We start from the raw sequence: 21,930 nt of genomic DNA, 5'->3' as shown, positions 1-21,930 counted from the left end.
CTCAGAAATAGCCCTGACGTTTCTTTTCTTCCATCGAACCGGCCTGGTCATGGTCGATGACCCGGCCCTGGCGTTCGGAAGTACGCGTCAGGAGCATTTCCTGGATGATTTCCGGCAGCGTGGTGGCGCTGGACTCGACCGCGCCGGTGAGCGGGTAGCAGCCGAGGGTACGGAAGCGCACCATGCGCTTCTCGATGCGGGCTTTCTCTTCGTCAGAGAGATGCTCGAGGATGCGCTCGTCGTCGATCATGATCAGCGTGCCGTTCTTCTCGATAACCTCGCGCTCGGCGGCGAAGTACAGCGGGACGATCGGGATGCCTTCCAGGTAGATGTATTGCCAGATGTCCAGCTCGGTCCAGTTGGACAGCGGGAAGACGCGGATCGACTCGCCCTTCTTCACCTTGCCGTTGTAGATGTTCCACAGCTCGGGACGCTGGTTCTTCGGGTCCCAGCGGTGCTTGCTGTCGCGGAACGAATAGACCCGTTCCTTGGCCCGCGACTTCTCCTCGTCGCGGCGCGCACCGCCGAAGGCAGCGTCGAAACCGTACTTGTCCAGGGCCTGCTTGAGTCCCTCGGTCTTCATCACATCGGTGTGCTTGGCGCTGCCGTGGGTGAACGGGTTGATGCCCTGGGCGACGCCGTCCGGGTTGACGTGGGTGATCAGGTCCAGGCCCATTTCCTCGACCATCCGATCGCGGAACCTGTACATCTCCTGGAATTTCCAGCGGGTGTCCACGTGCATCACCGGGAAGGGCAGCTTGCCGGGGAAGAAGGCCTTGCGGGCCAGGTGCAGCATGACCGCGGAATCCTTGCCGATCGAGTACAGCATCACCGGGTTATCGAACTCGGCGGCCACCTCGCGGATGATGTGGATGCTTTCCGCCTCCAGCTGTTTCAGGTGCGTCAGTTTGTCGACCATGGCTACTCACGGAATTGCTTATGGACGGCCGTCGGGCCGTAGACGAACGCGCACTCTATCACAGCGCAAGGCTCTAAAAGATTCGCCATTTATACCGAAAAAATATACTCATATAGCCATCAGCGCTCAGGGTTGCAGCCGGCGAAAACACTGGCATGGAGAGGCTTTCCTGGGCGTTTCGCGGAGCGGACGGACAGGCCTGCGACGGCATCGCCCCTGGACCGAGCGAAGCCACCACCGCAACCGCGAGCGGACGGTCCGCCCCCCTTTCGGCGGCTCGACTTGTACGCCAGCGGCACTGCGCTAGCATAGCGGGCATCGTCATTCCGCCAAGAAGACCCCAGATGCGCCGTACCGCCCTCGCCCTGCCCCTGTTCCTTCTGGTTTCAGCATGCAGCAGCGAACCGACGCCACCACCGAAACCCGCCGCCAAACCCCAGGCCCGCACCGTCATTACCCCCCGCCCCGTACGCCAGTCGGTGCAACCGATACTGCCGCTGCGCGGCGATTACGCGAACAATCCGGCGGCACAGCGCTTCATCGACAGGATGGTCAGCCAGCACGGCTTCAACCGCCAGCAACTGCACGACCTGTTCGCCCAGACCCAGCGCCTGGACTGGGTGATCCGCCTGATGGACCGGCAAGCTCCGACCTATACCCCACCCAGCGGACCGAACGGCGCCTGGCTGCGCTACCGGAAGAAGTTCGTCACGCCAGGCAACGTACAGAACGGCGTGCTGTTCTGGGACCAATACGAAACCGACCTGCAACGGGCATCGCGCGTCTACGGCGTGCCGCCGGAGATCATCGTCGGCATCATCGGCGTGGAAACCCGCTGGGGGCGGGTGATGGGCAAGACGCGGATCATCGATGCGCTGTCCACCCTGTCCTTCTCCTACCCTCGCCGCGCGGAGTTCTTCAGCGGCGAGCTGGAACAATTCCTCCTCCAGGCGCGCAAGGAAGGCACCGACCCGCTGGCCCTGCGCGGTTCCTATGCCGGCGCCATGGGCTACGGCCAGTTCATGCCGTCTTCATTCACCAAGTACGCAGTGGACTTCGACGGCGATGGGCATATCGACCTGTGGAATCCGCGTGACGCGATCGGCAGCGTCGCCAACTATTTCAAGCAGCACGGCTGGGTCAACGGCGATCGCGTGGCGGTTCCCGCCAGCGGCCGGGCGCCCTCGCTGGAGGATGGCTTCAAGACGCTGTACCCGCTGGACGTGCTCGCTTCCGCCGGACTACGCCCGCAGGGTCCGCTCGGCGGGCACCGGCAAGCCAGCCTGCTGCGCCTGGACATGGGCAGGAACTACCAGTACTGGTACGGCTTGCCGAACTTCTACGTGATCACCCGCTACAACCACAGCACCCACTACGCGATGGCTCTCTGGGAACTGGGCAAGGAGGTCGACCGGGTACGTCACCGCTCCGTCGTCAGGCAGGATTAGGACAGTCGATGAACAAGTGCTCGATGGCGAAGCGCTTGCCCAGGTAGTCGCCCAGCGCCTGTACCCCGTAGCGCTCGGTGGCATGGTGTCCGGCGGCGATGAAGCTGATGCCGTTCTCCCGCGCGCTGTGCACGGTCTGCTCGGAAACCTCGCCGGTCAGGTAGGCATCGACGCCGGCGGCGATCGCCTGGTCGATATAACCCTGGGCGCCGCCGGTGCACCAGGCGATGCGTCGGATCGGCTGGCCGGCGTCGACCAGCAGCGGCTCGCGCCCCAGCGCATCGCGCACATGCCGAGCGAAATCGGCAGGCTGCATCGGCTCGGCAAGCGAACCGAGGAGGACGATGGAACGCGGGTTGCCCGGCTCCAACGGCCCTTCCACTTCGAAGCCGAGCTGCCGGGCGAGCTGCACGTTGTTACCCACCTCCGGATGCAGATCCAGCGGCAGGTGGTAAGCGAGCAGACTGATATCGTTGTTCAGCAGGGTCTTCAGGCGCCGTTGCTTCATGCCGACCACGCAGGGATTCTCACCCTTCCAGAAGTAGCCGTGATGCACCAGCACCACGTCGGCGTCGGCCTCCACGGCGGCATCCAGCAGCGCCTGGCTGGCAGTGACCCCGCTGACGATCCGCCGCACCTGCGGCCGGCCCTCGACCTGCAGGCCGTTCGGGCAGTAGTCCTGGATGCGCGCGGCATCCAGATAACGGTCGGCCTCTTCGACCAGGGTGCTCAGGGCGATAGCCATGCAAATTCCTCTTCATTCAGGCAGGGCGCGCCGCTCCTCTAATGGACGGCTTCCCCCTATAATGGGCGCCACCTTATCGGCCGCTTTTCGGCCTCGCAACCCCAAGGATTGTCCCGATGCCCAAGGCCCTGCGTTTCCTCGGCTGGCCCGTGCTGGTCGGCGTGCTGCTGGCCCTGCTAATCATCCAGCGCAACCCCGAGCTGGTCGGCCTGCCACGCCAGGAGGTGCACGTCGAGCAGGCGCCTCTGCTCAGCCGCCTGCAGGAAGGCCCGGTGTCCTATGCCAATGCGGTGAGCCGGGCGGCTCCGGCAGTGGCCAACCTGTACACCACCAAGATGGTCAGCAAGCCCTCCCACCCATTGTTCGACGACCCGATGTTCCGCCGCTTCTTCGGCGACAACCTGCCACAACAGAAGCGCATGGAATCGAGCCTCGGCTCGGCAGTGATCATGAGCGCGGAAGGCTACCTGCTGACCAACAACCACGTGACCGCTGGCGCCGACCAGATCATCGTGGCCTTGCGCGACGGCCGCGAAACCATCGCCCAGTTGGTCGGCAGCGACCCGGAAACCGACCTGGCCGTGCTGAAGATCGACCTTAAGAACCTGCCGGCGATGACCCTCGGCCGCTCCGACGGCATTCGCACCGGCGACGTCTGCCTCGCCATCGGCAACCCGTTCGGCGTCGGCCAGACCGTGACCATGGGCATCATCAGCGCCACCGGACGCAACCAGCTCGGCCTGAACACCTACGAAGACTTCATCCAGACCGACGCGGCGATCAACCCCGGTAACTCCGGCGGCGCGCTGGTGGACGCTGCCGGCAACCTGATCGGCATCAACACGGCGATCTTCTCCAAGTCCGGCGGCTCCCAGGGTATCGGCTTCGCCATCCCGACCAAGCTGGCCCTGGAGGTCATGCAGTCGATCATCGAGCACGGCCAGGTGATCCGCGGCTGGCTCGGCGTCGAGGTCAAGGCGCTGACCCCGGAACTGGCGGAGTCGCTGGGCCTCGGCGAAACCGCCGGGATCGTCGTCGCCGGCGTCTATCGCGACGGTCCGGCGGCGCGCGGCGGCCTGCTGCCGGGCGACGTGATCCTGACCATCGACAAGCAGGAAGCCAGCGACGGCCGCCGCTCGATGAACCAGGTGGCGCGCACCCGTCCGGGACAGAAGATCAGCATCGTGGTGCTGCGCAACGGGCAGAAGGTCAACCTGACCGCCGAGGTCGGCCTGCGTCCGCCGCCGGCACCGGCTCCACAGCAGAAACAGAACGGCGGCGAGTGATCCCTGCCATTGAAAACGGCGCCCTCGGGCGCCGTTTTCGTATCACTTGAGGAAGTGCAGGGCGTCCAGTAGCGCCTGGTTCTGCTCCGGACTGCCGATGGTGATACGCAGGAACTGGTCGATCCGCGCCTGCTTGAAATGGCGGACGATCACTCCCTGCTCGCGCAGGGTCGAGGCAATCTGCCCGGCATCGTGCCGCGGATGACGGGCGAAGACGAAGTTGGCGGCCGACGGTAGTACCTCGAAGCCCAGCGCCTGCAAAGAGGCGCTCAACGCCTCGCGGCTATCGATCACTGCCTGGCAGGTCCGACGGAAATAGGCGTCGTCCTCGAAAGCCGCCGCCGCGCCGGCGATCGCCAGGCGATCCAGCGGGTAGGAATTGAAGCTGTTCTTGATCCGCTCCAGCGCCTCGACCAGATCGGCATGGCCGACCGCCAGGCCGACCCGCAGGCCGGCCAGGGAGCGCGACTTGGACAGCGTCTGGGTGACCAGCAGGTTCGGGTAGCGATCGACCAGGGCGATGGCGCTCTCGCCACCGAAGTCGACATAGGCCTCGTCGACCACCACCACCGAATCCGGCGACGCCTTCAGCATCGCTTCGATGGCGTCCAGCGGCAGCAGGCAGCCGGTCGGCGCGTTCGGATTGGGGAAGATGATTCCGCCGTTGGGCCGCGCGTAGTCTTCGACGCGGATGCGGAACCTTTCATCCAACGTGATCTTCTCGTGCGCGACCCCGTACAGGCCGCAATAGACCGGGTAGAAGCTGTAGGTCACGTCCGGGAACAGAAGCGGCAGGTCGTGTTGGAACAGGCCATGGAAAATGTGCGCGAGCACCTCGTCGGAGCCGTTGCCGACGAACACCTGGTTGGCCTGTACGCCGTAGTGCGCGGCGACCGCCTGCTTCAACCGCTCGCCGTTGGGATCGGGATACAGGCGCAGGTCGTCGTTGAGTTCCGCCTGCATCGCGGCGAGCGCCTGTGGCGACGGACCGTAGGGATTCTCGTTGGTGTTCAGCTTGACCAGCCGCGACAGCTTCGGCTGCTCGCCCGGCACATAAGGCACCAGGTCCTTGACGAAGGGACTCCAGAATTTGCTCATGCTCAGGCCTCCTTCTCGTCGAGGATGCGGTATTCGGCGCTGCGCGCGTGGGCGGTCAACGACTCGCCGCGAGCCAGCACCGAAGCGGTGCGACCGAGGACCGAAGCGCCCTCGGCCGAGCAGTTGATGATCGACGAACGCTTCTGGAAGTCATATACCCCCAGCGGCGAAGAGAAACGCGCGGTACCGGAGGTCGGCAGCACGTGGTTCGGGCCGGCGCAGTAGTCGCCCAGGGCCTCGGCAGTGTAGCGGCCCATGAAGATCGCACCGGCATGGCGGATCTCCGGCAGCCAGCTTTCCGGATCGGCCACCGACAGTTCCAGGTGTTCCGGGGCGATGCGGTTGGCCACCGCGCAGGCCTGGGCCTGGTCGGCGACCTGGATCAGCGCGCCACGCCCCTCCAGGGAGGTGCGGATGATCTCGGCGCGCTCCATGGTCGGCAGCAGGCGAGCGATGCTGTCCGCGACGCGGTCCAGGAACGCCGCGTCCGGACTGACCAGGATCGACTGGGCGTCTTCGTCGTGTTCGGCCTGGGAGAACAGGTCCATGGCGATCCAGTCGGGATCGGTCTGGCCATCGCAGACCACGAGGATTTCCGAGGGACCGGCGATCATGTCGATGCCGACCTGGCCGAACACGTGACGCTTGGCGGTGGCCACGTAGATGTTGCCGGGGCCGACGATCTTGTCCACCCGCGGCACGCTTTCGGTGCCGTAGGCCAACGCGGCCACGGCCTGTGCCCCGCCGATGGTGAAGACACGGTCGACACCGGCGATGCAGGCGGCGGCGAGGACGATCTCGTTGATCTCGCCGCGCGGGGTCGGTACGACCATGACCACTTCGGACACCCCGGCGACCTTGGCCGGGATCGCGTTCATCAGCACCGAGGACGGGTAGGACGCCTTGCCGCCCGGCACATAGAGCCCGGCGCGATCCAGGGGAGTGACCTGCTGGCCGAGCACCGTGCCGTCGGCCTCGGTGTAGCGCCAGGAACCCTGCTTCTGCTTCTCGTGGTAGCTGCGCACGCGCTCGGCGGCGACTTCCAGGGCTTCGCGCTGGGCTACGGTGATACGGGTGAGAGCCAGCTCCAGGCGCTCGCGCGGCAGGATCAGGTCAGCCATCGAGGCGGCCTGGAGACCGTCGAAGCGCTGGGTGAACTCGACCACGGCGGCGTCGCCACGGCTGCGTACGGCGGCGATGATGTCGAGGACGCGCTGGTTGACCGAATCGTCGGAGACACTTTCCCAGCTCAGCAGATGATCCAGATGACGCCCGAAGTCCGGATCAGCGGCATTGAGTCGACGGATAGCGAAGGGAGCGGTCATAGCGAGCCTCTTTTATGGATGGCGTTGTCTCGGGCGCCGCTAGACTACCAAGCCCACCGTGCGGGCACCCGAGAAAATTTGGCTATGACACGGATAGGCAGGTGCGGCGCGGAGCCGCACGGGTATCAGTGACGGTGTCGCGCCTCGACGGCGTCGCGCAGGGTATCGATCAGCGACTGGATGCGACCGTGCTGCATCTTCATCGAGGCCTTGTTGACCACCAGGCGCGAGCTGATCGTGGCGATCAGTTCCTGGGGCTCCAGGCCGTTGGCGCGCAGGGTGTTGCCGGTATCCACGACGTCGATGATCTTGTCGGCGAGACCGACCAGCGGCGCCAGCTCCATCGAGCCGTACAGCTTGATCACGTCGACCTGGCGGCCCTGCTCGGCGTAGTAGCGCTTGGCGACATTGACGAACTTGGTGGCCACCCGCAGGCGTCCCTTGGGTTCAGGCGCGCCAATGGCGCCGGCGGTCATCAGCTTGCAGTTGGCGATACGCAGGTCCAGCGGTTCGTAGAGTCCCTGGCCGCCGTACTCCATCAGCACGTCCTTGCCGGCCACGCCGAGATCGGCGGCGCCATGCTCGACATAGGTCGGCACGTCGGTGGCGCGCACGATGAGCAGGCGCACATCGGGCAGGGACGTCGGGATGATCAGCTTGCGGCTCTTGTCCGGGTTCTCCGACGGCACGATGCCCGCCGCTGCGAGCAGCGGCAGGGTATCGTCGAGAATCCGGCCCTTGGACAAGGCGATGGTCAGCATTTGCGCGACAGCCTCCGCTAGCCCGGTACGCGGCGGATCTTGGCGCCGAGCAGCTGGAGTTTCTCTTCGATGCACTCGTAGCCACGGTCGATGTGGTAGATGCGATCGATCAGGGTGTCACCCTCGGCCACCAGGCCGGCGATCACCAGGCTCGCGGATGCGCGCAGGTCGGTCGCCATGACCGGAGCGCCCTTGAGCTTGGGTACGCCGGTGACGATGGCGGTGTTGCCTTCGACGAGGATCTGCGCACCCATGCGGTTCATTTCGTAAACATGCATGAAGCGGTTCTCGAAGACCGTCTCGATGACCGCGCCGGTGCCTTCGGCAACCGCGTTCATGGAGATGAACTGGGCCTGCATGTCGGTGGGGAACGCCGGGTACGGCGCGGTACGCACGTTGACCGCCTTCGGCCGGTTGCCCTTCATGTCCAGCTCGATCCAGTTGCTGCCGGTGCTGATGTGAGCACCGGCCTCTTCCAGCTTCTGCAGGACCGCCTCGAGGATGGTCGGATCGGTATCCTTCAACTTCACCCGGCCGCCGGTCGCGGCCGCGGCCACCAGGTAGGTGCCGGTCTCGATACGGTCGGGCAGTACGTCGTAGCGAGCGCCGCCGAGGCGCTTCACGCCTTCGATGACGATGGTATCGGAGCCAGCGCCCTGGACGTTGGCGCCCATGGCGTTCAGGCAGTTGGCCAGGTCGACCACCTCCGGCTCGCGAGCGGCGTTCTGCAGCACGGTGCGGCCGTTGGCCAGCGCGGCGGCCATCATCAGGTTCTCGGTGCCGGTCACGCTGACGGTATCGAAGAAGAAGTGACCGCCACGCAGGCCGCCGGCGGGCGCCTTGGCCTTGATGTAGCCGCCTTCGACCTCGATCTGCGCGCCCATGGCCTCGAGACCGCGGATATGCAGGTCGACCGGACGCGAACCGATCGCGCAACCGCCCGGCAGGGCCACTTCGGCCTCGCCGAAGCGCGCCAGCATCGGACCCAGCACCAGGATCGAGGCACGCATGGTCTTCACCAGTTCGTACGGCGCGACCAGGGTCTTGATGCTGCTGGCGTCGACTTCGACGTTGAGCTTCTCGTCGATGATCGGCTGCACGCCCATGCGGCCGAACAGTTCGATCATGGTGGTAATGTCGTGCAGGTGCGGCAGGTTGCAGACGGTGACCGGAGTATCGGCCAGCAGGGTCGCGGCCAGGATCGGCAGCGCCGAGTTCTTCGCGCCGGAAATGCGGATTTCGCCATCGAGGCGGTTACCGCCGGTAATAATCAGTTTATCCATTGCAATGATCCCCCGTGGGCTCAGGAACGCTCGGCCCAGGCGGCGCGGCTGAAGAATTTCATGGTGACGGCATGGATGCTGCCATCGGCGATCCAGGCGTTCAAATGGGCGTAGACCTGCTGCTGACGCTTGACCGGGCTCTGGCCGGCCAGTTCGTCGCTGATCAGATTCAGTTGGAAATTGCACCCTTCGCCCTCGACTTCCACCTGGGTGCCGGGGAGTTTTTCCTGGAGAAGGCTCTTAACGTCTTCGGCCTGCATGCTCAACCTCAATCGGGCGCCCTACGCGCACGGTCGGCCATCATACAAAAAAGCCCTCCGCCTGCGAACCCCAGGAAGGGACGCGCAGACGGAGGGCCGCTCGTTCCACCGGCCGGTCATTCCTGCAGAGGCAGGATCTCCAGAAGGCTGCTGACCTTGGCAATCTCCCGCATGTCGTCCGGCAAGGCCCTGACGCTCAGGACCTTGCCGGCCTTGCGTGCGTCGCGCATGAAGGCCAGCAACAGGGAAATGCCCACGCTGCTGGAGCGCTCCACCGCCGAGCAGTCGACGACCAGTTCCGCCGCCTGGCTGGCGCGGATCAGCCGACCGCCCTGCTCGCGCAACGCCGGCCCGCTGCTGTAGTCGAGCACGCCGGCGAGCTGCAGTTCGCCGGCCGCGCCTTCGCGCAGGCTGGCCTGGCTCATTTCGCCCCGGCCTCTTCCGCTTTCGCGGTTTCCTTGGCCTTGGCGACCACCTCGCCCCAGCCGGCGATGGTCTTCTCGAGGTCGTTGCGGTTCTTCTGCATGGTGTCGGCGAACTGGTCGCGGAACAGCTTGCCGATGTTGATGCCGTTGATGATCACGTTGCGGACCTTCCAGCCACCGGCCAGGTTGGTCATGGTGTAGGAGACCGGGTAGACCGTGCCCTTGCTGTCACGGATCTCCATGTTGACGCTGGCGCGATCGTCGCTCGGCTTGGCCGAGCTAGGCAGCACGCGGATGTCCTGGTTGTCGTATTCGAGCAGCGCGTTGCCGTAGAACTGCATCAGGCTGTTCTTGAACACTTCCTCGAAGCGCTTGATCTGCTCGGGTGAGGCCTGGCGCGAATACTTGACGGTCATCACGCTCTTGGCGATGCCCTCGGCATCGACCACCGGCCCGAGGATACGGTCGAGAGTGGCGTAGAGCTTTTGCGGATCGGCCTTGTAGGCGGCCTTGTTGGCCTTGATGTCGGAAAGCAGCTCGTCGACCGTGCCCTGCACCACCTGTTGCGGGGTCGGCGCCGCCATGGAAAGCAGCGGGAAAGCCGCCAGGAACACCAGCAGGCCGCGACGCAGAAGAGTCAGCATGGAAGAAAACCTCACTTTTTGGCTTCGTCTTTGTTAACCGAGTTCAGCAGGAACTTGCCGATCAGGTCTTCCAGCACCAGCGCCGACTGGGTGTCGTGGATGGTGCTGCCGTCCTTCAGAACGTCCTCGTCGCCGCCGACGCTGATGCCGATGTATTTCTCGCCCAGCAGGCCGGCGGTCAGGATCGACGCCGTGGAATCGACCGGCAGGTTGTTCACGTTCTGGTTGATCTCCATGGTCACGCGACCAGTGTAGCTGTCGCGATCCAGGTCGACCGCCGTCACCTTGCCGATCGTCACGCCGGCCAGGGTGACCTTGCCGCGCACGGTAACACCGGCGATGTTGTCGAAGTAGGCGTAGACCTTGTAGGTATCGCCGGCGTTGCCCACGCTCAGGCCGCTGACCCGCAGGGCCAGCAGCAACAGGGCCAGCAGGCCGGCCAGGAGGAACAGGCCGACACCGATTTCCAGGGTGCGGGTTTGCATTCAGAAATCTCCAAACATCAAAGCAGTCAGAATGAAATCGAGCCCCAGCACCGCCAGGGAGGCATAGACCACGGTCCGAGTCGTCGCCCGGCTGATTCCTTCCGAGGTCGGCTCGCAGTCGTAGCCTTGGTAGACCGCGATCCAGGTCACCACGAAGGCGAATACGATACTTTTGATCACGCCGTTGAGCACATCCTCGGTGAACTGCACGCTGTTCTGCATGTTCGCCCAGAACGACCCCTCGTATACGCCCAGCCAGTCGACCGCGACCATCGCCCCGCCCCAGATGCCGACCACGCTGAAGATCGCGGCGAGCAGCGGCATGGAGATGAAACCGGCCCACAGGCGCGGCGCGACGATGTACTTGAGCGGGTCGACACCGATCATTTCCAGGCTGGAAAGCTGTTCGGTGGCCTTCATGTTGCCGATTTCCGCGGTAAGCGCAGAGCCGGCACGGCCGGCGAACAGCAGGCCGGTCACCACCGGCCCCAGTTCGCGCAGCAGGGTCAGGGCCACCATCTGCCCGACCGCCTGCTCGGAACCATAGGAAATCAGGATGTTGTAGCCCTGCAGGGCCAGCACCATGCCAATGAACAGGCCCGAGACGACGATGATCGCCAGCGACAGCACGCCTACCGAATAGAGTTGCTTCACCAGCAGGTGCAACCCGGTGCCTGGCGTGCGCCGGCCGAGCAGGGCGTGGCCGAGGAACAGGGTCGAGCGGCCGAGCGCGGCGACCACGTCCAGGCCGGCGCGGCCGAACAGGCGGATACGCTCGAGGGGAGAGACTCTACGCATCAGCGCTCTCCCAGCAGGTCGGCCCGGTAGTCGCGGGCCGGATAATGGAACGGAACGGGACCATCCGGGATTCCCTTGACGAACTGGCGGATACGAGGATCGTCGGTTTCCTTGAGGACGTCCGGCGTCCCGTGGCCAAGTACCCGGCCGTCGCCGACGATATAGATGTAGTCGGCGATGCTGGCGGTCTCGGCCAGGTCATGGGAAACCACGATGCTGGTGATGCCGAGGGCATCGTTGAGCAGGCGGATCAGGCGCACCAGGACGCCCATGGCGATCGGATCCTGCCCCACGAACGGCTCGTCGTAGAGCAGGATCTGCGGGTCCAGGGCGATCGCCCGGGCCAGGGCGACGCGGCGCTTCATGCCGCCGGAAAGCTCGTCCGGCATCAGTTCCACGGCGCCGCGCAGGCCGACGGCCTGAAGCTTCATCAGGACGATGTCGCGGATCATTTCTTCCGGCAGCTGGGTATGCACGCGCAGCGGAAACGCGACGTTCTCGAAGACGTCGAGATCGGTGAACAGCGCCCCGCTCTGGAACAGCACGCCGAACTGCTTGCGCATGTCGAACAGGTCGCCGCGCGAAAGCTGCGGCAGGTTCTGCCCGTTGACCCAGACCTCCCCCTTCGAAGGACGCAACTGGGAGGCGATCAGCCGCAGCAACGTGGTCTTGCCGCAACCGGACGGGCCCATGATGCCGGTCACCTTTCCGCGCGGGATACGCACATCGATGTTGTCGAAAATCGCCCGCGATCCGCGCTTGAAGGTCAGGCCCTTCAACTCGACCGCGTAGGCACTATCGGTGCTCATCAGGACTCCTTGCGATGCGACCCGTCCATGCTGGACGCCTTGCCCCGTTGCAAAGGCACGCATCCGGGAGGGGTCGAATGGGCGCGGACTATAGCACTGCGGCGGGTTCTGGCCCAAGGCCTGGCACCGTGCCGTTCAGCTTGGATTCAGCTTGTTCGGAGCGTTCTCTCAGCCCTTTAGGACATATCGCACACTTCAGGTTCACTACGGACAGAAAAAAATCGCGTCGACGTCGAATATATCGACATTTATGCAGTCATAGCGCGGAGTGCAGATAACGGCGGCGTAACAGAGCATTGCAGTCCATACAACATTGCGCCGCGGGGGATGCGGACCGACTTCACAGCATGGCTGGTGTAAGCGGGACACGCTTTCCCGTTATAATCCCGCCTTTAATCCAGGCGCCACATTCGTTGAACATGAGCCAGAACCTCGATTTCATCCATTCCGCCCAGCGCACCATCGGCCTCGAGCGCGACGCGGTAGACAGCCTGCTGGCGCGGATTGGCGACGATTTCGTCAAGGCCTGCGAACTGCTGCTGGCCGGCAAGGGCCGGGTCGTCGTCGTCGGCATGGGCAAGTCCGGTCACATCGGCAAGAAGATCGCCGCTACCCTGGCCAGCACCGGCACCCCCTCCTTCTTCGTGCATCCGGCCGAGGCCAGCCACGGCGACATGGGCATGATCACCAAGGACGACGTGGTCCTCGCCCTGTCCAACTCCGGCTCGACTGCCGAAATCGTCACCCTGTTGCCTCTGATCAAGCGCCTGGGCATCACCCTGATCAGCATGACCGGTAACCCCGAGTCGCCCCTGGCCAAGGCTGCGGAAGTGAACCTGGACGCCAGTGTCGGCCAGGAAGCCTGTCCACTGAACCTGGCCCCGACCTCCTCCACCACCGTAACCCTGGTCCTCGGCGACGCCCTGGCGATCGCCCTGCTCGAAGCCCGCGGCTTTACCGCGGAAGACTTCGCCTTCTCGCACCCGGGCGGTGCGCTGGGCCGCCGACTGCTGCTGAAGGTGGAAGACGTCATGCACGTCGGCGAAGGGCTGCCGCAGGTGCTGCTCGGCACCTCGCTGACCGGCGCGCTGATGGAAATGACCCGCAAGGGCCTGGGCATGACCGTAGTGCTCGACGAACATGGCAAGCTTGCCGGCATTTTCACCGATGGCGACCTGCGTCGCGCCCTGGATCGGGGCATCGACGTCCGCCAGGTCACCATCGACCAGGTGATGACCGTCCACGGCAAAACCGTCCGCGCCGAGATTCTCGCCGCGGAAGCCCTGAAGATCATGGAAGACAACAAGATCGGCGCACTGGTGGTGGTCGACGCGGACGACCGTCCGGTCGGCGCCCTGAACATGCACGACCTGTTGCGCGCAGGAGTGATGTAATGAGCGATACCCATTCGGCCGCGGAACTCCCGGTCCGGGCCCGCCGGATACGCCTGGCGATCTTCGACGTCGACGGCGTGCTGACCGACGGCAAGCTGTATTTCCTCGTCGACGGCAGCGAGTTCAAGACCTTCAACACCCTGGACGGACATGGCATCAAGATGCTCATCGCCTCCGGCGTGCGCACCGCCATCATCACCGGCCGCGACACTCCGGTGGTCGAACGGCGCGCGCGCAACCTGGGCATCCAGCACCTCTATCAGGGCCGGGAAGACAAGCTCGCCGTCCTCGACGAACTTCTCGGCGAACTCGGACTAGGCTATGAGCAAGTCGCCTACCTTGGCGACGACCTGCCCGATCTGCCGGTGATCCGCCGCGTCGGCCTGGGCATGGCGGTAGCCAGTGCCGACCCGTTCGTGCGCCAGCATGCCCATGGCGTCACCGCGGCCCGCGGCGGCGAAGGCGCCGCCCGCGAGTTCTGCGAACTGATCATGCGCGCCCAGGGTACGCTCGAAGCCGCCCAGGGCGCCTATCTGTAGAGCCGACCATGCCGAAGACACTACGCCAGAAACTGCTGCTCGCCCTGATCGCCCTGTTGCTGATCGTCGCGGGCTACTACTGGAACGTCGGGCTCGAGCTGTTCAACGAACAGCCGACCCGCCCCGGCCAGGACAACACCATCGACTACTATGCCGAGAATGCCCATAGCCTCCAGTACCAGGAGGACGGCAGCCTCGACTACGAGATGACCGCGGTGAAGCTGGAGCACCAGAAAGCCACGGACATCACTTTCGTCACCACCCCCGACCTGCTGCTCTTCCGTGGCAACGTGCAACCCTGGCACATCCAGAGCGCCCGCGCCGAAGTCGGACCGAAAGGCAAGGAGGTCGAACTCATCGACGACGTGCGCGTCGCACGTACCGATGCCAAGGGCCAACCAAGCATCCTGACCACCACTCGGCTGACCGTATTCCCCGACAAGAATTATGCACAGACCGAGCAAGCCGTTAAAATCGACGCGGCCAATGGAGTGACGACGGCTGTTGGAATGAAAGCGTATCTGAAAGACAGCCGGATGCACCTGCTGTCCAACGTAAGAGGTCAGCATGAGGTTCGTTAATACCCTCCCCCTTATTTTCGGTCTGACTGCCGCCCTCGGCAGCTCCATGGCCTTGGCCCTGCCTTCGGACCGCGAACAACCGATCCGCGTCCAGGCCGACAGCGCCGAACTGGACGACAAGCAGGGCGTCGCGGTCTACCGCGGCGACGTCGTGGTGACCCAGGGCAGCACCAAGCTGACCGGCAACACCGTGACCCTGAAGCAGGACAAGAACGGCGACATCGAGGTCGTGACCTCGGTCGGCAAGCCTGCCTACTACGAGCAGAAACCCGCTCCGGACAAGGACGTGACCAAGGCCTATGGCCTGACCATCCAGTACTTCGTCACGCAGAACCGGGTCGTGCTGATCGACCAGGCCAAGGTGATCCAGGAAGGCAACACCTTCGAAGGCGAGAAGATCGTCTACGACACCCAGCGCCAGATCGTCAACGCGGGTCGTGCCACCGGCTCCCAGGTGACCAGCCCGCGCCCGCGCATCGACATGGTCATCCAGCCGAAGAAAAAGGCCCAGTAATGGCAACGCTCAAAGCCCAGCACCTGGCCAAAAGCTATAAAGGCCGGCAAGTCGTCCGCGACGTCAGCATGTCCATCGATAGCGGGCAGATCGTCGGCCTGCTCGGTCCGAACGGTGCCGGCAAGACCACCTGCTTCTACATGATCGTCGGCCTGGTCCAGGCCGACCAGGGCGTGGTCCGCATCGACGAGCAGAACGTCACCCACCTACCGATGCACGGGCGCGCCCGGGCCGGCATCGGCTACCTGCCGCAGGAAGCCTCGATCTTCCGCAAGCTGTCGGTATCCGACAACATCATGGCGATCCTCGAGACCCGCAGCGACCTCGATCGCAACGGTCGCAAGGAAGCCCTGGAAGGCCTGCTGCAGGAATTCCACATCCACCACATCCGCGACAACCTCGGCATGAGCCTGTCCGGCGGCGAACGACGCCGGGTGGAAATCGCCCGCGCCCTGGCCAGCGCGCCGAAATTCATCCTCCTCGACGAGCCCTTCGCCGGCGTGGACCCGATCTCGGTCGGCGACATCAAGCAGATCATCCATCACCTCAAGGCGAAGGGTATCGGCATCCTCATCACCGACCACAACGTCCGCGAGACCCTGGACATCTGTGAAACGGCGTATATCGTCAATGATGGGCAGTTGATCGCGGAGGGGGATGCCGAGAGCATCCTCGCCAACGACCTGGTCAAGGAAGTCTACCTGGGGCACGAGTTCCGCCTCTGAAGAAATCTCCTAGCGCGCCCTCCGGCCTCGCCGGAGCGGTTCCGCTCGCCCGCGGTTTCGCAACCGCGAGTGCCGCCTGGAGCGGATGATTTATTCAGAGCAACCCTAGGCAAAGTACGAAAATTCAGGCATATAATTTGCTTCCTGGCGGTGCCGCCACCTCGGCACCCGTAGTAGTGGATGGTGCCATCCGGTACCAGCGAATAAGGTACTAAGCCCTCAGCCATGAAACCATCGCTAGTCCTCAAGATGGGCCAGCAGCTGACGATGACGCCGCAGCTGCAACAGGCCATACGCCTCCTCCAGCTATCCACCCTGGACCTCCAGCAGGAAATCCAGGAAGCGCTGGAATCCAATCCCATGCTCGAACGCCAGGAAGACGGCGACGATTTCGACAACAGCGACCCTCTCGCCGATGGCGCCGAACAGGCGGCCAGCGCGCCCCAGGAGAGCCCTCTCCAGGAAAGCGCCACGCCCAGCGTCGAAAGCCTCGACGACGACCAGTGGAGCGAACGCATACCCAGCGAGTTGCCGGTGGATACCGCCTGGGAAGACATCTACCAGACCAGCGCCAGCAGCCTGCCCAGCAACGACGATGACGAATGGGACTTCACCGCGCGCACCAGCAGCGGCGAGAGCCTGCACAGCCACCTGCTCTGGCAGGTCAACCTGGCACCGATGTCGGACACCGATCGGATGATCGCGGTGACCATCATCGATAGCATCAACAACGATGGCTATCTCGAAGAGTCCCTCGAAGAAATCCTCGCCGCCATCGATCCGGAACTGGACGTCGAACTCGACGAAGTGGAAGTCGTGCTGCGCCGCATCCAGCAACTGGAACCCGCCGGCATCGGCGCCCGCAACCTGCGCGAGTGCCTGCTGCTGCAACTGCGCCAGTTGCCGTCCACCACGCCCTGGCTGAACGAAGCGCTGCGCCTGGTATCCGACTACCTCGACCTGCTCGGCGGCCGCGACTACAGCCAATTGATGCGGCGCATGAAGCTCAAGGAAGACGAACTGCGCCAGGTCATCGAGCTGATCCAGTGCCTGCATCCCCGGCCCGGTTCGCAGATCGAATCGAGCGAAGCCGAATACATCGTCCCCGACGTCATTGTGCGCAAGGACAACGAGCGCTGGCTGGTCGAGCTGAACCAGGAGGCGATGCCGCGCCTGCGCGTCAACGCCACCTACGCCGGCATGGTCCGCCGCGCCGACAGCAGCGCCGACAATACCTTCATGCGCAACCAGTTGCAGGAAGCCCGCTGGTTCATCAAGAGCCTGCAGAGCCGCAACGAAACGCTGATGAAGGTCGCCACCCAGATCGTCGAGCACCAGCGCGGTTTCCTCGACTACGGCGAAGAAGCCATGAAGCCGCTGGTCCTGCACGACATCGCCGAAGCGGTGGGCATGCACGAATCGACCATTTCGCGGGTCACCACGCAGAAATACATGCATACGCCGCGCGGCATTTTCGAGCTGAAATATTTCTTTTCAAGTCACGTCAGTACCGCTGAAGGCGGGGAATGCTCGTCCACCGCGATCCGCGCGATCATCAAGAAACTGGTGGCCGCGGAAAATGCGAAAAAGCCATTGAGCGACAGCAAGATCGCTGGTTTACTGGAGGCACAGGGCATTCAAGTGGCTCGCCGCACCGTCGCCAAATACCGCGAATCCCTGGGCATAGCCCCTTCGAGCGAGCGCAAGCGACTGGTGTGACGTTGATCCACGCCAAGGTGTTCCGGAGGCAGGTTGCTAACCTGCCACTTACACACGGGCAACAAGGAGAACGCGGTATGCAAGTCAACATCAGTGGCCATCAACTGGATGTGACCGACGCCCTGCGCGACTATGTCGGCGAGAAACTGAGCCGTCTGGAGCGCCATTTCGACAAGATCACCAATGTTCAGGTGATCATGGAGGTCGAGAAACTGAAGCAGAAGATCGAAGCCACTCTGCGCATCGCCGGTGGCGAGATCGTAGCCAATGCGGAACATGAGGACATGTACGCGGCCATCGACCTGCTGATCGACAAACTCGACCGTCAACTGATCAAACACAAAGAGAAGTATCTCGAACGGCAGCAAGGCGTAGGCGCCCGCTGATCTCCCCTCCCCTATGATCCGACTTGAGCAAATCCTGACCCCCGGCCGTTCCCTCGTGAACGTGCCGGGCGGCAGCAAGAAACGCGTACTCGAACAAATCGCCAACCTGGTAGCCAGGGAGCTGCCGGAGTTCGACGCCCAGACCATCTTCGAAAACCTGGTGGCCCGGGAAAAACTCGGCTCCACCGGCTTCGGCAATGGCATCGCCATTCCGCACTGCCGCCTGTCTGGCTGCCAGAGCCCCATCAGCGCCGTGCTGCACCTGGATGCTCCCGTGGACTTCGACGCGCTGGACGGCGCGCCGGTCGACCTGCTCTTCGTCTTGCTGGTACCGGAGGCCGCGACCGAAGAACATCTCGAACTGCTCCGGCAGATCGCCGCCATGCTCGACCGTGCCGACGTACGCGACCGCCTGCGCAGCGCTCCCACTGCCGAAGCGCTTTATCAGATCGTGGTAGACGTACAGAACGGGCAATGACATGCGCCTGATCATCGTCAGCGGCCGCTCGGGCTCGGGCAAGAGCACCGCCCTGAACGTCCTCGAAGACAACGGCTTCTATTGCATCGACAACCTTCCCGCCAGCCTGCTTCCCGACCTGGCGCAGCGCGCCCTGTTGCACACGGAGCTACTGCAGCCACAGGTGGCGGTGTCGATCGACGCCCGCAACCTGCCCAGCCAGTTGCAGCGCTTCCCCGAACTGTTGCAGGAAGTGCGGGACAACCACATCAACTGCGATGTGCTGTATCTCGACGCCGACGACGAGACGCTGCTCAAACGATTCTCGGAAACCCGCCGGCGCCACCCGCTGACCACCGACACCCGTTCGCTGGCGGAGGCGATTGGCGACGAGAGCCAATTGCTCGGACCGATCGCCGACCTCGCCGACCTGAAGCTGGACACCACCAGCCTCAACCTCTATCAGTTGCGCGACACCATCAAACTGCGCCTGTTGAACAAGCCGGAACCCGGCACCGCGTTCCTCGTCGAATCCTTTGGCTTCAAGCGCGGCATGCCAGTCGACGCCGACCTGGTGTTCGATGTGCGCTGCCTGCCGAACCCCTACTGGAAGCCCGAGTTGCGCGATCATTCGGGGCTGGAGCCGGAAGTCCGCGAGTATCTGGCCGCCCAGCCGGACGTCGAGGAAATGTACCAGGACATCGTCGGCTACCTGAACAAATGGTTGCCGCGCTTCGCCGCCAGTAACCGCTCATATGTAACAGTTGCGATAGGCTGTACCGGCGGGCACCATCGTTCGGTCTACCTCGCCGAGCGGATTGGCGCTGCACTCAGGGATTCCCTGAAGAACGTGCAGATTCGCCACCGCGATCTCAGCAGCTAGCCCATAACAAGAAGGACAGACTCCCCAAGATGCCCGCCCTCGAGATCACCATCATCAACAAGCTCGGTCTGCACGCCCGCGCGGCGGCCAAGTTCGTCGGCGTCGCGGGGCGCTACCCTTGCCAGGTCCGGGTCGGCCGCAATCCTGAAAGCTGCGTCGACGGCAAGAGCATCATGGCCGTGATGATGCTGGCTGCCGGCAAGGGCACCAACCTGCACCTGCATACCGAAGGCGAACAGGAAGACGAGGCGTTGAACGCACTGGTCGAACTGATCAACAACCGTTTCGACGAAGGCGAGTAGGCTCTTCCCAGAGACAACGAAAAAGCCGCCAACTGGCGGCTTTTCCTTTCCGGCGATTACGGCCGACGTCAATTCAGCGCGGGTCGAATGAGTCCCCTAGCCCAGCGCGGTATCCAGCACCATCATCAGGCAGAAGCCGAACACCAGGCCCAGCGTAGCCTCGGCGGCATGTCCCTGGCGGTGGGACTCGGGAATGATCTCGTGGGTGACCACGAAGAGCATCGCTCCCGCCGCGGCGGCCAGCCCCCAGGGCAGGAGCAGCGCGGAGAGGCCGACCAGCCAGGCGCAGAGCACCGCGAACAGCGGCTCGACCAGGCCCGACGCGGCACCGACCAGCATCGCCTTGAAACGCGACATACCGACTCCGGCCAGCACCAGCGCCACCACCAGCCCTTCCGGCACATCCTGCAGAGCGATGCCCAGGGCGAGGCCGTTGGCCTCGTCCAGGCCGGCACCGGCCGACACGCCAACCGCCATGCCTTCGGGGATGTTGTGCAGGACGATGGCCGTGACGAACAGCAGGATGCGCGGGGGAATGCCACCAGACAGTGGCGCGCCCTCGCAACCGGGATGGACGTCCGGCATCAGCCGGCCGAGGATGAACAGCCCCATCACGCCGACCGCCAGGCCGAAACTGACCAGGAACCCCGCGCCGAACTTCGAGTAGCCGAGGTCGCCGGCCGCGGATAGCGCCGGCATGATCAGCGAGAAGGCCGTCGCCGAGAGCATCACGCCGGCACCGAAGCCCAGCAGCGCATCCGACAGGCGCGCCGGCATGGTCTTCACCACCAGCACCGGCATCGCCCCGAGAGCGGTACCGAAGGCGCAGAGCAGGCCGCCTTTCAACGCCAGCACGATGGGCGCCGGCAGGTTGAGTTCGGCCAGCAACAGGGCGTGGCGGCCGAGCAGGTAGCCGCCGCCGATGAAGATCAGCAGGCCCAGCAGGTTGCGCAGCGTCCGCCCGTTACCTTCGGCGATGCCATGGAGCAACGCCTTCATCGCTGCACCGCCAGGCTGCCGGCCAGCCATCTCGCATCACGGGTAGTATTAGGCCAGGGCTTGCGCATAGCGACGCGCGACCTCCCGCCAGTCGATCACGTTGTAGAAAGCGCCGATGTATTCCGGGCGGCGGTTCTGGTACTTCAGGTAATAGGCGTGCTCCCATACGTCCAGGCCGAGGATCGGCGTATTGCCGTTCATCAGCGGGCTGTCCTGGTTACCGCTGCTCTCCACCAGCAAGCTGCCCTGGGGAGTCACGCTGAGCCAGGCCCAGCCGCTGCCGAAGCGGGTCAGCGCAGCCTTGGTGAACGCATCCTTGAACGCCTCGAAGCCCCCGAGCTGCTCATCGATGGCCCGCCCCAGGTCGCCATCGGGACGGCCACCGCCCTGGGGCGACATCACGGTCCAGAACAGCGAGTGGTTGGCATGCCCACCGCCATTGTTGACAACCGGGGTGCGCAGCTTCTCCGGCAGACCAGCCAGTTGCCGCAGCAGGCTTTCCACCGGCTGCTCGGCATAGGGCGTGCCTTCCAGCGCGGCGTTCAGGTTGTTCACGTAGGTCTGGTGGTGCTTGCTGTGGTGGATCTCCATGGTCAGCGCATCGATGTGCGGTTCCAGGGCATCGTAGGCGTAGGGCAAGGGCGGCAAGGCGTGGGGCATGGAAACTCTCCGTCAGTGATAGCGAAGTGAGGGGGGCGGAGCGAGGAACTCGGGTCGGACCTCCGCGTTCGGCGGTCCCTTGAGCAGGCGCTCGGTGCGCGGATAGGCACCGTGTTCGCCGATGAACGACAGCAGTTCGACATAGGTGCGCCGGCTGTGATGCTGGGCCGCCTGGCGCAGGGCCAGCGGCAGCTTCTGGTCGGCGCTGACACGCAACAGGCGCTCGTGGCAGGCGCAGAGGTATTCGGCGGTCTCCTCCGGTTGCTCCAGTTGCAGGTGCAAGTCGGCCAGGTTGTGATGGGAAATGACGAACGCCATCACCGCCTCGTCGGCGTCGCCCCAGCGTTCCAGCAGCACCTGGGCCAGGGCCAGGGCATGGAGGTAGTGCTCACGCGCATCGATCAATGCGCCGGTGACGAAACAGCGGTTGCCCTGTTCGATCGTTCGTTGCCAATGACGCATGGCGGTACCTCCAGTGGTGGGGG

The 21,930-nt window shown here is 64.2% G+C and carries 27 protein-coding genes; 12 read left to right on the top strand and 15 right to left on the bottom strand.

Features of this window, described 5'->3' with window-relative positions:
* Position 1: 1 nt before the first annotated feature.
* Positions 2–919, bottom strand: a complete 918-nt coding sequence (gene cysD / locus HMPREF2581_RS21235) for a sulfate adenylyltransferase subunit CysD (protein WP_003094311.1) — start codon at positions 917–919, stop codon at positions 2–4.
* A 344-nt stretch (positions 920–1,263) separates the two neighbouring features.
* On the opposite strand from cysD, the gene mltB reads away from it, so the two are divergent.
* Positions 1,264–2,367, top strand: a complete 1,104-nt coding sequence (mltB, locus tag HMPREF2581_RS21230; RefSeq protein WP_070867380.1) for a lytic murein transglycosylase B — start codon at positions 1,264–1,266, stop codon at positions 2,365–2,367.
* Here mltB and HMPREF2581_RS21225 read toward each other — a convergent pair.
* Positions 2,354–3,112 (bottom strand): Nif3-like dinuclear metal center hexameric protein, encoded by a 759-nt coding sequence (locus HMPREF2581_RS21225; RefSeq protein WP_003094318.1) that lies wholly within the window; start codon positions 3,110–3,112, stop codon positions 2,354–2,356. The genes mltB and HMPREF2581_RS21225 overlap by 14 nt on opposite strands.
* A 116-nt stretch (positions 3,113–3,228) precedes the next feature.
* Between HMPREF2581_RS21225 and algW the strand changes: the two genes are divergently transcribed.
* On the top strand, positions 3,229–4,398 hold the full coding sequence (gene algW, locus HMPREF2581_RS21220; RefSeq protein WP_003094320.1) for a Do family serine endopeptidase AlgW: 1,170 nt from the start codon (positions 3,229–3,231) through the stop codon (positions 4,396–4,398).
* Positions 4,399–4,440: 42 nt separating this feature from the next.
* Here algW and hisC read toward each other — a convergent pair whose 3' ends face one another.
* The 10 genes from hisC to HMPREF2581_RS21170 all read right to left on the bottom strand — a co-directional run bounded on the left by hisC (position 4,441) and on the right by HMPREF2581_RS21170 (position 12,286).
* Positions 4,441–5,496, bottom strand: coding sequence for a histidinol-phosphate transaminase (gene hisC, locus HMPREF2581_RS21215; protein ID WP_003141292.1), 1,056 nt, complete (start codon positions 5,494–5,496; stop codon positions 4,441–4,443).
* A 2-nt stretch (positions 5,497–5,498) separates the two neighbouring features.
* Positions 5,499–6,821, bottom strand: coding sequence for a histidinol dehydrogenase (gene hisD / locus HMPREF2581_RS21210; RefSeq protein ID WP_003094326.1), 1,323 nt, complete (start codon positions 6,819–6,821; stop codon positions 5,499–5,501).
* 125 nt (positions 6,822–6,946) lie between these two features.
* Positions 6,947–7,582, bottom strand: a complete 636-nt coding sequence (gene hisG, locus HMPREF2581_RS21205) for an ATP phosphoribosyltransferase (protein ID WP_003094331.1) — start codon at positions 7,580–7,582, stop codon at positions 6,947–6,949.
* A 17-nt stretch (positions 7,583–7,599) separates the two neighbouring features.
* Entirely contained in the window at positions 7,600–8,865 is a 1,266-nt protein-coding gene (gene murA, locus HMPREF2581_RS21200) for a UDP-N-acetylglucosamine 1-carboxyvinyltransferase (RefSeq protein WP_003094332.1), read from the bottom strand.
* A gap of 20 nt (positions 8,866–8,885) precedes the next feature.
* A complete protein-coding gene (locus tag HMPREF2581_RS21195) occupies positions 8,886–9,125 on the bottom strand; it encodes a BolA family protein (protein ID WP_003094334.1) in 240 nt (79 codons plus the stop codon).
* A 116-nt stretch (positions 9,126–9,241) separates the two neighbouring features.
* The gene (locus tag HMPREF2581_RS21190) at positions 9,242–9,550 is read right to left on the bottom strand and encodes an STAS domain-containing protein (RefSeq protein ID WP_003094335.1); all 309 of its coding nucleotides are present in this window, start codon (positions 9,548–9,550) and stop codon (positions 9,242–9,244) included.
* Entirely contained in the window at positions 9,547–10,194 is a 648-nt protein-coding gene (locus HMPREF2581_RS21185) for an MlaC/ttg2D family ABC transporter substrate-binding protein (protein ID WP_003094337.1), read from the bottom strand. Before HMPREF2581_RS21185 ends, HMPREF2581_RS21190 begins: the two co-directional genes overlap by 4 nt.
* A gap of 11 nt (positions 10,195–10,205) precedes the next feature.
* On the bottom strand, positions 10,206–10,679 hold the full coding sequence (gene mlaD, locus HMPREF2581_RS21180; RefSeq protein WP_003094339.1) for an outer membrane lipid asymmetry maintenance protein MlaD: 474 nt from the start codon (positions 10,677–10,679) through the stop codon (positions 10,206–10,208).
* Entirely contained in the window at positions 10,680–11,477 is a 798-nt protein-coding gene (gene mlaE / locus HMPREF2581_RS21175) for a lipid asymmetry maintenance ABC transporter permease subunit MlaE (protein ID WP_003094341.1), read from the bottom strand. It lies immediately after the preceding gene.
* Positions 11,477–12,286, bottom strand: coding sequence for an ATP-binding cassette domain-containing protein (locus HMPREF2581_RS21170; protein ID WP_003094343.1), 810 nt, complete (start codon positions 12,284–12,286; stop codon positions 11,477–11,479). The genes mlaE and HMPREF2581_RS21170 overlap by 1 nt, the downstream gene beginning before the upstream one ends.
* 413 nt (positions 12,287–12,699) lie before the next feature.
* Here HMPREF2581_RS21170 and kdsD point away from each other — a divergent pair, with 413 nt between their 5' ends.
* The 10 genes from kdsD (at position 12,700) to HMPREF2581_RS21120 (ending at position 19,786) form a co-directional block, all read left to right on the top strand.
* Positions 12,700–13,680 carry an arabinose-5-phosphate isomerase KdsD gene (kdsD, locus tag HMPREF2581_RS21165; protein ID WP_003094347.1) on the top strand — a complete coding sequence of 327 codons (981 nt, stop codon included), beginning with the start codon at positions 12,700–12,702 and terminating at the stop codon, positions 13,678–13,680.
* Positions 13,680–14,219, top strand: a complete 540-nt coding sequence (locus tag HMPREF2581_RS21160) for a KdsC family phosphatase (protein WP_003094350.1) — start codon at positions 13,680–13,682, stop codon at positions 14,217–14,219. The genes kdsD and HMPREF2581_RS21160 overlap by 1 nt, the downstream gene beginning before the upstream one ends.
* 8 nt (positions 14,220–14,227) lie before the next feature.
* Entirely contained in the window at positions 14,228–14,800 is a 573-nt protein-coding gene (gene lptC, locus HMPREF2581_RS21155; protein WP_003094353.1) for an LPS export ABC transporter periplasmic protein LptC, read from the top strand.
* The gene (gene lptA, locus HMPREF2581_RS21150; protein ID WP_003120916.1) at positions 14,787–15,314 is read left to right on the top strand and encodes a lipopolysaccharide transport periplasmic protein LptA; all 528 of its coding nucleotides are present in this window, start codon (positions 14,787–14,789) and stop codon (positions 15,312–15,314) included. Before lptC ends, lptA begins: the two co-directional genes overlap by 14 nt.
* Positions 15,314–16,039, top strand: coding sequence for an LPS export ABC transporter ATP-binding protein (gene lptB, locus HMPREF2581_RS21145; protein ID WP_003094355.1), 726 nt, complete (start codon positions 15,314–15,316; stop codon positions 16,037–16,039). The genes lptA and lptB overlap by 1 nt, the downstream gene beginning before the upstream one ends.
* A 225-nt stretch (positions 16,040–16,264) precedes the next feature.
* Entirely contained in the window at positions 16,265–17,758 is a 1,494-nt protein-coding gene (locus HMPREF2581_RS21140; protein ID WP_003094357.1) for an RNA polymerase factor sigma-54, read from the top strand.
* A gap of 77 nt (positions 17,759–17,835) precedes the next feature.
* Complete coding sequence (hpf, locus tag HMPREF2581_RS21135) at positions 17,836–18,144, top strand: ribosome hibernation-promoting factor, HPF/YfiA family (protein WP_003094359.1); 309 nt, start codon at positions 17,836–17,838, stop codon at positions 18,142–18,144.
* Between the two features lie 13 nt (positions 18,145–18,157).
* Positions 18,158–18,622 carry a PTS IIA-like nitrogen regulatory protein PtsN gene (gene ptsN, locus HMPREF2581_RS21130; RefSeq protein ID WP_003098853.1) on the top strand — a complete coding sequence of 155 codons (465 nt, stop codon included), beginning with the start codon at positions 18,158–18,160 and terminating at the stop codon, positions 18,620–18,622.
* A 1-nt stretch (position 18,623) separates the two neighbouring features.
* The gene (rapZ, locus tag HMPREF2581_RS21125; RefSeq protein WP_003094361.1) at positions 18,624–19,484 is read left to right on the top strand and encodes an RNase adapter RapZ; all 861 of its coding nucleotides are present in this window, start codon (positions 18,624–18,626) and stop codon (positions 19,482–19,484) included.
* A gap of 29 nt (positions 19,485–19,513) precedes the next feature.
* Positions 19,514–19,786: an HPr family phosphocarrier protein gene (locus tag HMPREF2581_RS21120; protein WP_003094362.1), complete on the top strand. Its 273-nt coding sequence runs from the start codon at positions 19,514–19,516 to the stop codon at positions 19,784–19,786.
* 96 nt (positions 19,787–19,882) lie between these two features.
* Here the strand turns inward: HMPREF2581_RS21120 and HMPREF2581_RS21115 are convergent, their stop codons facing one another.
* From HMPREF2581_RS21115 to HMPREF2581_RS21105, 3 genes are read right to left on the bottom strand one after another with little or no spacing between them, the layout of a single operon-like run.
* Complete coding sequence (locus HMPREF2581_RS21115) at positions 19,883–20,815, bottom strand: ZIP family metal transporter (RefSeq protein WP_003120918.1); 933 nt, start codon at positions 20,813–20,815, stop codon at positions 19,883–19,885.
* A gap of 18 nt (positions 20,816–20,833) precedes the next feature.
* Positions 20,834–21,445: a superoxide dismutase gene (locus tag HMPREF2581_RS21110; RefSeq protein ID WP_003098862.1), complete on the bottom strand. Its 612-nt coding sequence runs from the start codon at positions 21,443–21,445 to the stop codon at positions 20,834–20,836.
* A 12-nt stretch (positions 21,446–21,457) separates the two neighbouring features.
* Entirely contained in the window at positions 21,458–21,907 is a 450-nt protein-coding gene (locus HMPREF2581_RS21105) for a hypothetical protein (protein WP_003094369.1), read from the bottom strand.
* Between the last annotated feature and the right edge of the window lie 23 nt (positions 21,908–21,930).

This window comes from Pseudomonas sp. HMSC057H01 (genome assembly GCF_001836405.1).
Taxonomy (GTDB): domain Bacteria; phylum Pseudomonadota; class Gammaproteobacteria; order Pseudomonadales; family Pseudomonadaceae; genus Pseudomonas; species Pseudomonas aeruginosa.
This window is presented reverse-complemented; position numbering and strand designations above follow the sequence as displayed.

Excerpts from the sequence above, each read along its gene's own strand:
- cysD (WP_003094311.1), bottom strand. The coding sequence starts at position 919 with ATGGTCGACAAACTGACGCACCTGAAACAGCTGGAGGCGGAAAGCATC.
- mltB (WP_070867380.1), top strand. The coding sequence starts at position 1,264 with ATGCGCCGTACCGCCCTCGCCCTGCCCCTGTTCCTTCTGGTTTCAGCA.
- HMPREF2581_RS21225 (WP_003094318.1), bottom strand. The coding sequence starts at position 3,112 with ATGGCTATCGCCCTGAGCACCCTGGTCGAAGAGGCCGACCGTTATCTG.
- algW (WP_003094320.1), top strand. The coding sequence starts at position 3,229 with ATGCCCAAGGCCCTGCGTTTCCTCGGCTGGCCCGTGCTGGTCGGCGTG.
- hisC (WP_003141292.1), bottom strand. The coding sequence starts at position 5,496 with ATGAGCAAATTCTGGAGTCCCTTCGTCAAGGACCTGGTGCCTTATGTG.
- hisD (WP_003094326.1), bottom strand. The coding sequence starts at position 6,821 with ATGACCGCTCCCTTCGCTATCCGTCGACTCAATGCCGCTGATCCGGAC.
- hisG (WP_003094331.1), bottom strand. The coding sequence starts at position 7,582 with ATGCTGACCATCGCCTTGTCCAAGGGCCGGATTCTCGACGATACCCTG.
- murA (WP_003094332.1), bottom strand. The coding sequence starts at position 8,865 with ATGGATAAACTGATTATTACCGGCGGTAACCGCCTCGATGGCGAAATC.
- HMPREF2581_RS21195 (WP_003094334.1), bottom strand. The coding sequence starts at position 9,125 with ATGCAGGCCGAAGACGTTAAGAGCCTTCTCCAGGAAAAACTCCCCGGC.
- HMPREF2581_RS21190 (WP_003094335.1), bottom strand. The coding sequence starts at position 9,550 with ATGAGCCAGGCCAGCCTGCGCGAAGGCGCGGCCGGCGAACTGCAGCTC.
- HMPREF2581_RS21185 (WP_003094337.1), bottom strand. The coding sequence starts at position 10,194 with ATGCTGACTCTTCTGCGTCGCGGCCTGCTGGTGTTCCTGGCGGCTTTC.
- mlaD (WP_003094339.1), bottom strand. The coding sequence starts at position 10,679 with ATGCAAACCCGCACCCTGGAAATCGGTGTCGGCCTGTTCCTCCTGGCC.
- mlaE (WP_003094341.1), bottom strand. The coding sequence starts at position 11,477 with ATGCGTAGAGTCTCTCCCCTCGAGCGTATCCGCCTGTTCGGCCGCGCC.
- HMPREF2581_RS21170 (WP_003094343.1), bottom strand. The coding sequence starts at position 12,286 with ATGAGCACCGATAGTGCCTACGCGGTCGAGTTGAAGGGCCTGACCTTC.
- HMPREF2581_RS21160 (WP_003094350.1), top strand. The coding sequence starts at position 13,680 with ATGAGCGATACCCATTCGGCCGCGGAACTCCCGGTCCGGGCCCGCCGG.
- lptC (WP_003094353.1), top strand. The coding sequence starts at position 14,228 with ATGCCGAAGACACTACGCCAGAAACTGCTGCTCGCCCTGATCGCCCTG.
- lptA (WP_003120916.1), top strand. The coding sequence starts at position 14,787 with ATGAGGTTCGTTAATACCCTCCCCCTTATTTTCGGTCTGACTGCCGCC.
- lptB (WP_003094355.1), top strand. The coding sequence starts at position 15,314 with ATGGCAACGCTCAAAGCCCAGCACCTGGCCAAAAGCTATAAAGGCCGG.
- HMPREF2581_RS21140 (WP_003094357.1), top strand. The coding sequence starts at position 16,265 with ATGAAACCATCGCTAGTCCTCAAGATGGGCCAGCAGCTGACGATGACG.
- hpf (WP_003094359.1), top strand. The coding sequence starts at position 17,836 with ATGCAAGTCAACATCAGTGGCCATCAACTGGATGTGACCGACGCCCTG.
- ptsN (WP_003098853.1), top strand. The coding sequence starts at position 18,158 with ATGATCCGACTTGAGCAAATCCTGACCCCCGGCCGTTCCCTCGTGAAC.
- rapZ (WP_003094361.1), top strand. The coding sequence starts at position 18,624 with ATGCGCCTGATCATCGTCAGCGGCCGCTCGGGCTCGGGCAAGAGCACC.
- HMPREF2581_RS21120 (WP_003094362.1), top strand. The coding sequence starts at position 19,514 with ATGCCCGCCCTCGAGATCACCATCATCAACAAGCTCGGTCTGCACGCC.
- HMPREF2581_RS21115 (WP_003120918.1), bottom strand. The coding sequence starts at position 20,815 with ATGGCTGGCCGGCAGCCTGGCGGTGCAGCGATGAAGGCGTTGCTCCAT.
- HMPREF2581_RS21110 (WP_003098862.1), bottom strand. The coding sequence starts at position 21,445 with ATGCCCCACGCCTTGCCGCCCTTGCCCTACGCCTACGATGCCCTGGAA.
- HMPREF2581_RS21105 (WP_003094369.1), bottom strand. The coding sequence starts at position 21,907 with ATGCGTCATTGGCAACGAACGATCGAACAGGGCAACCGCTGTTTCGTC.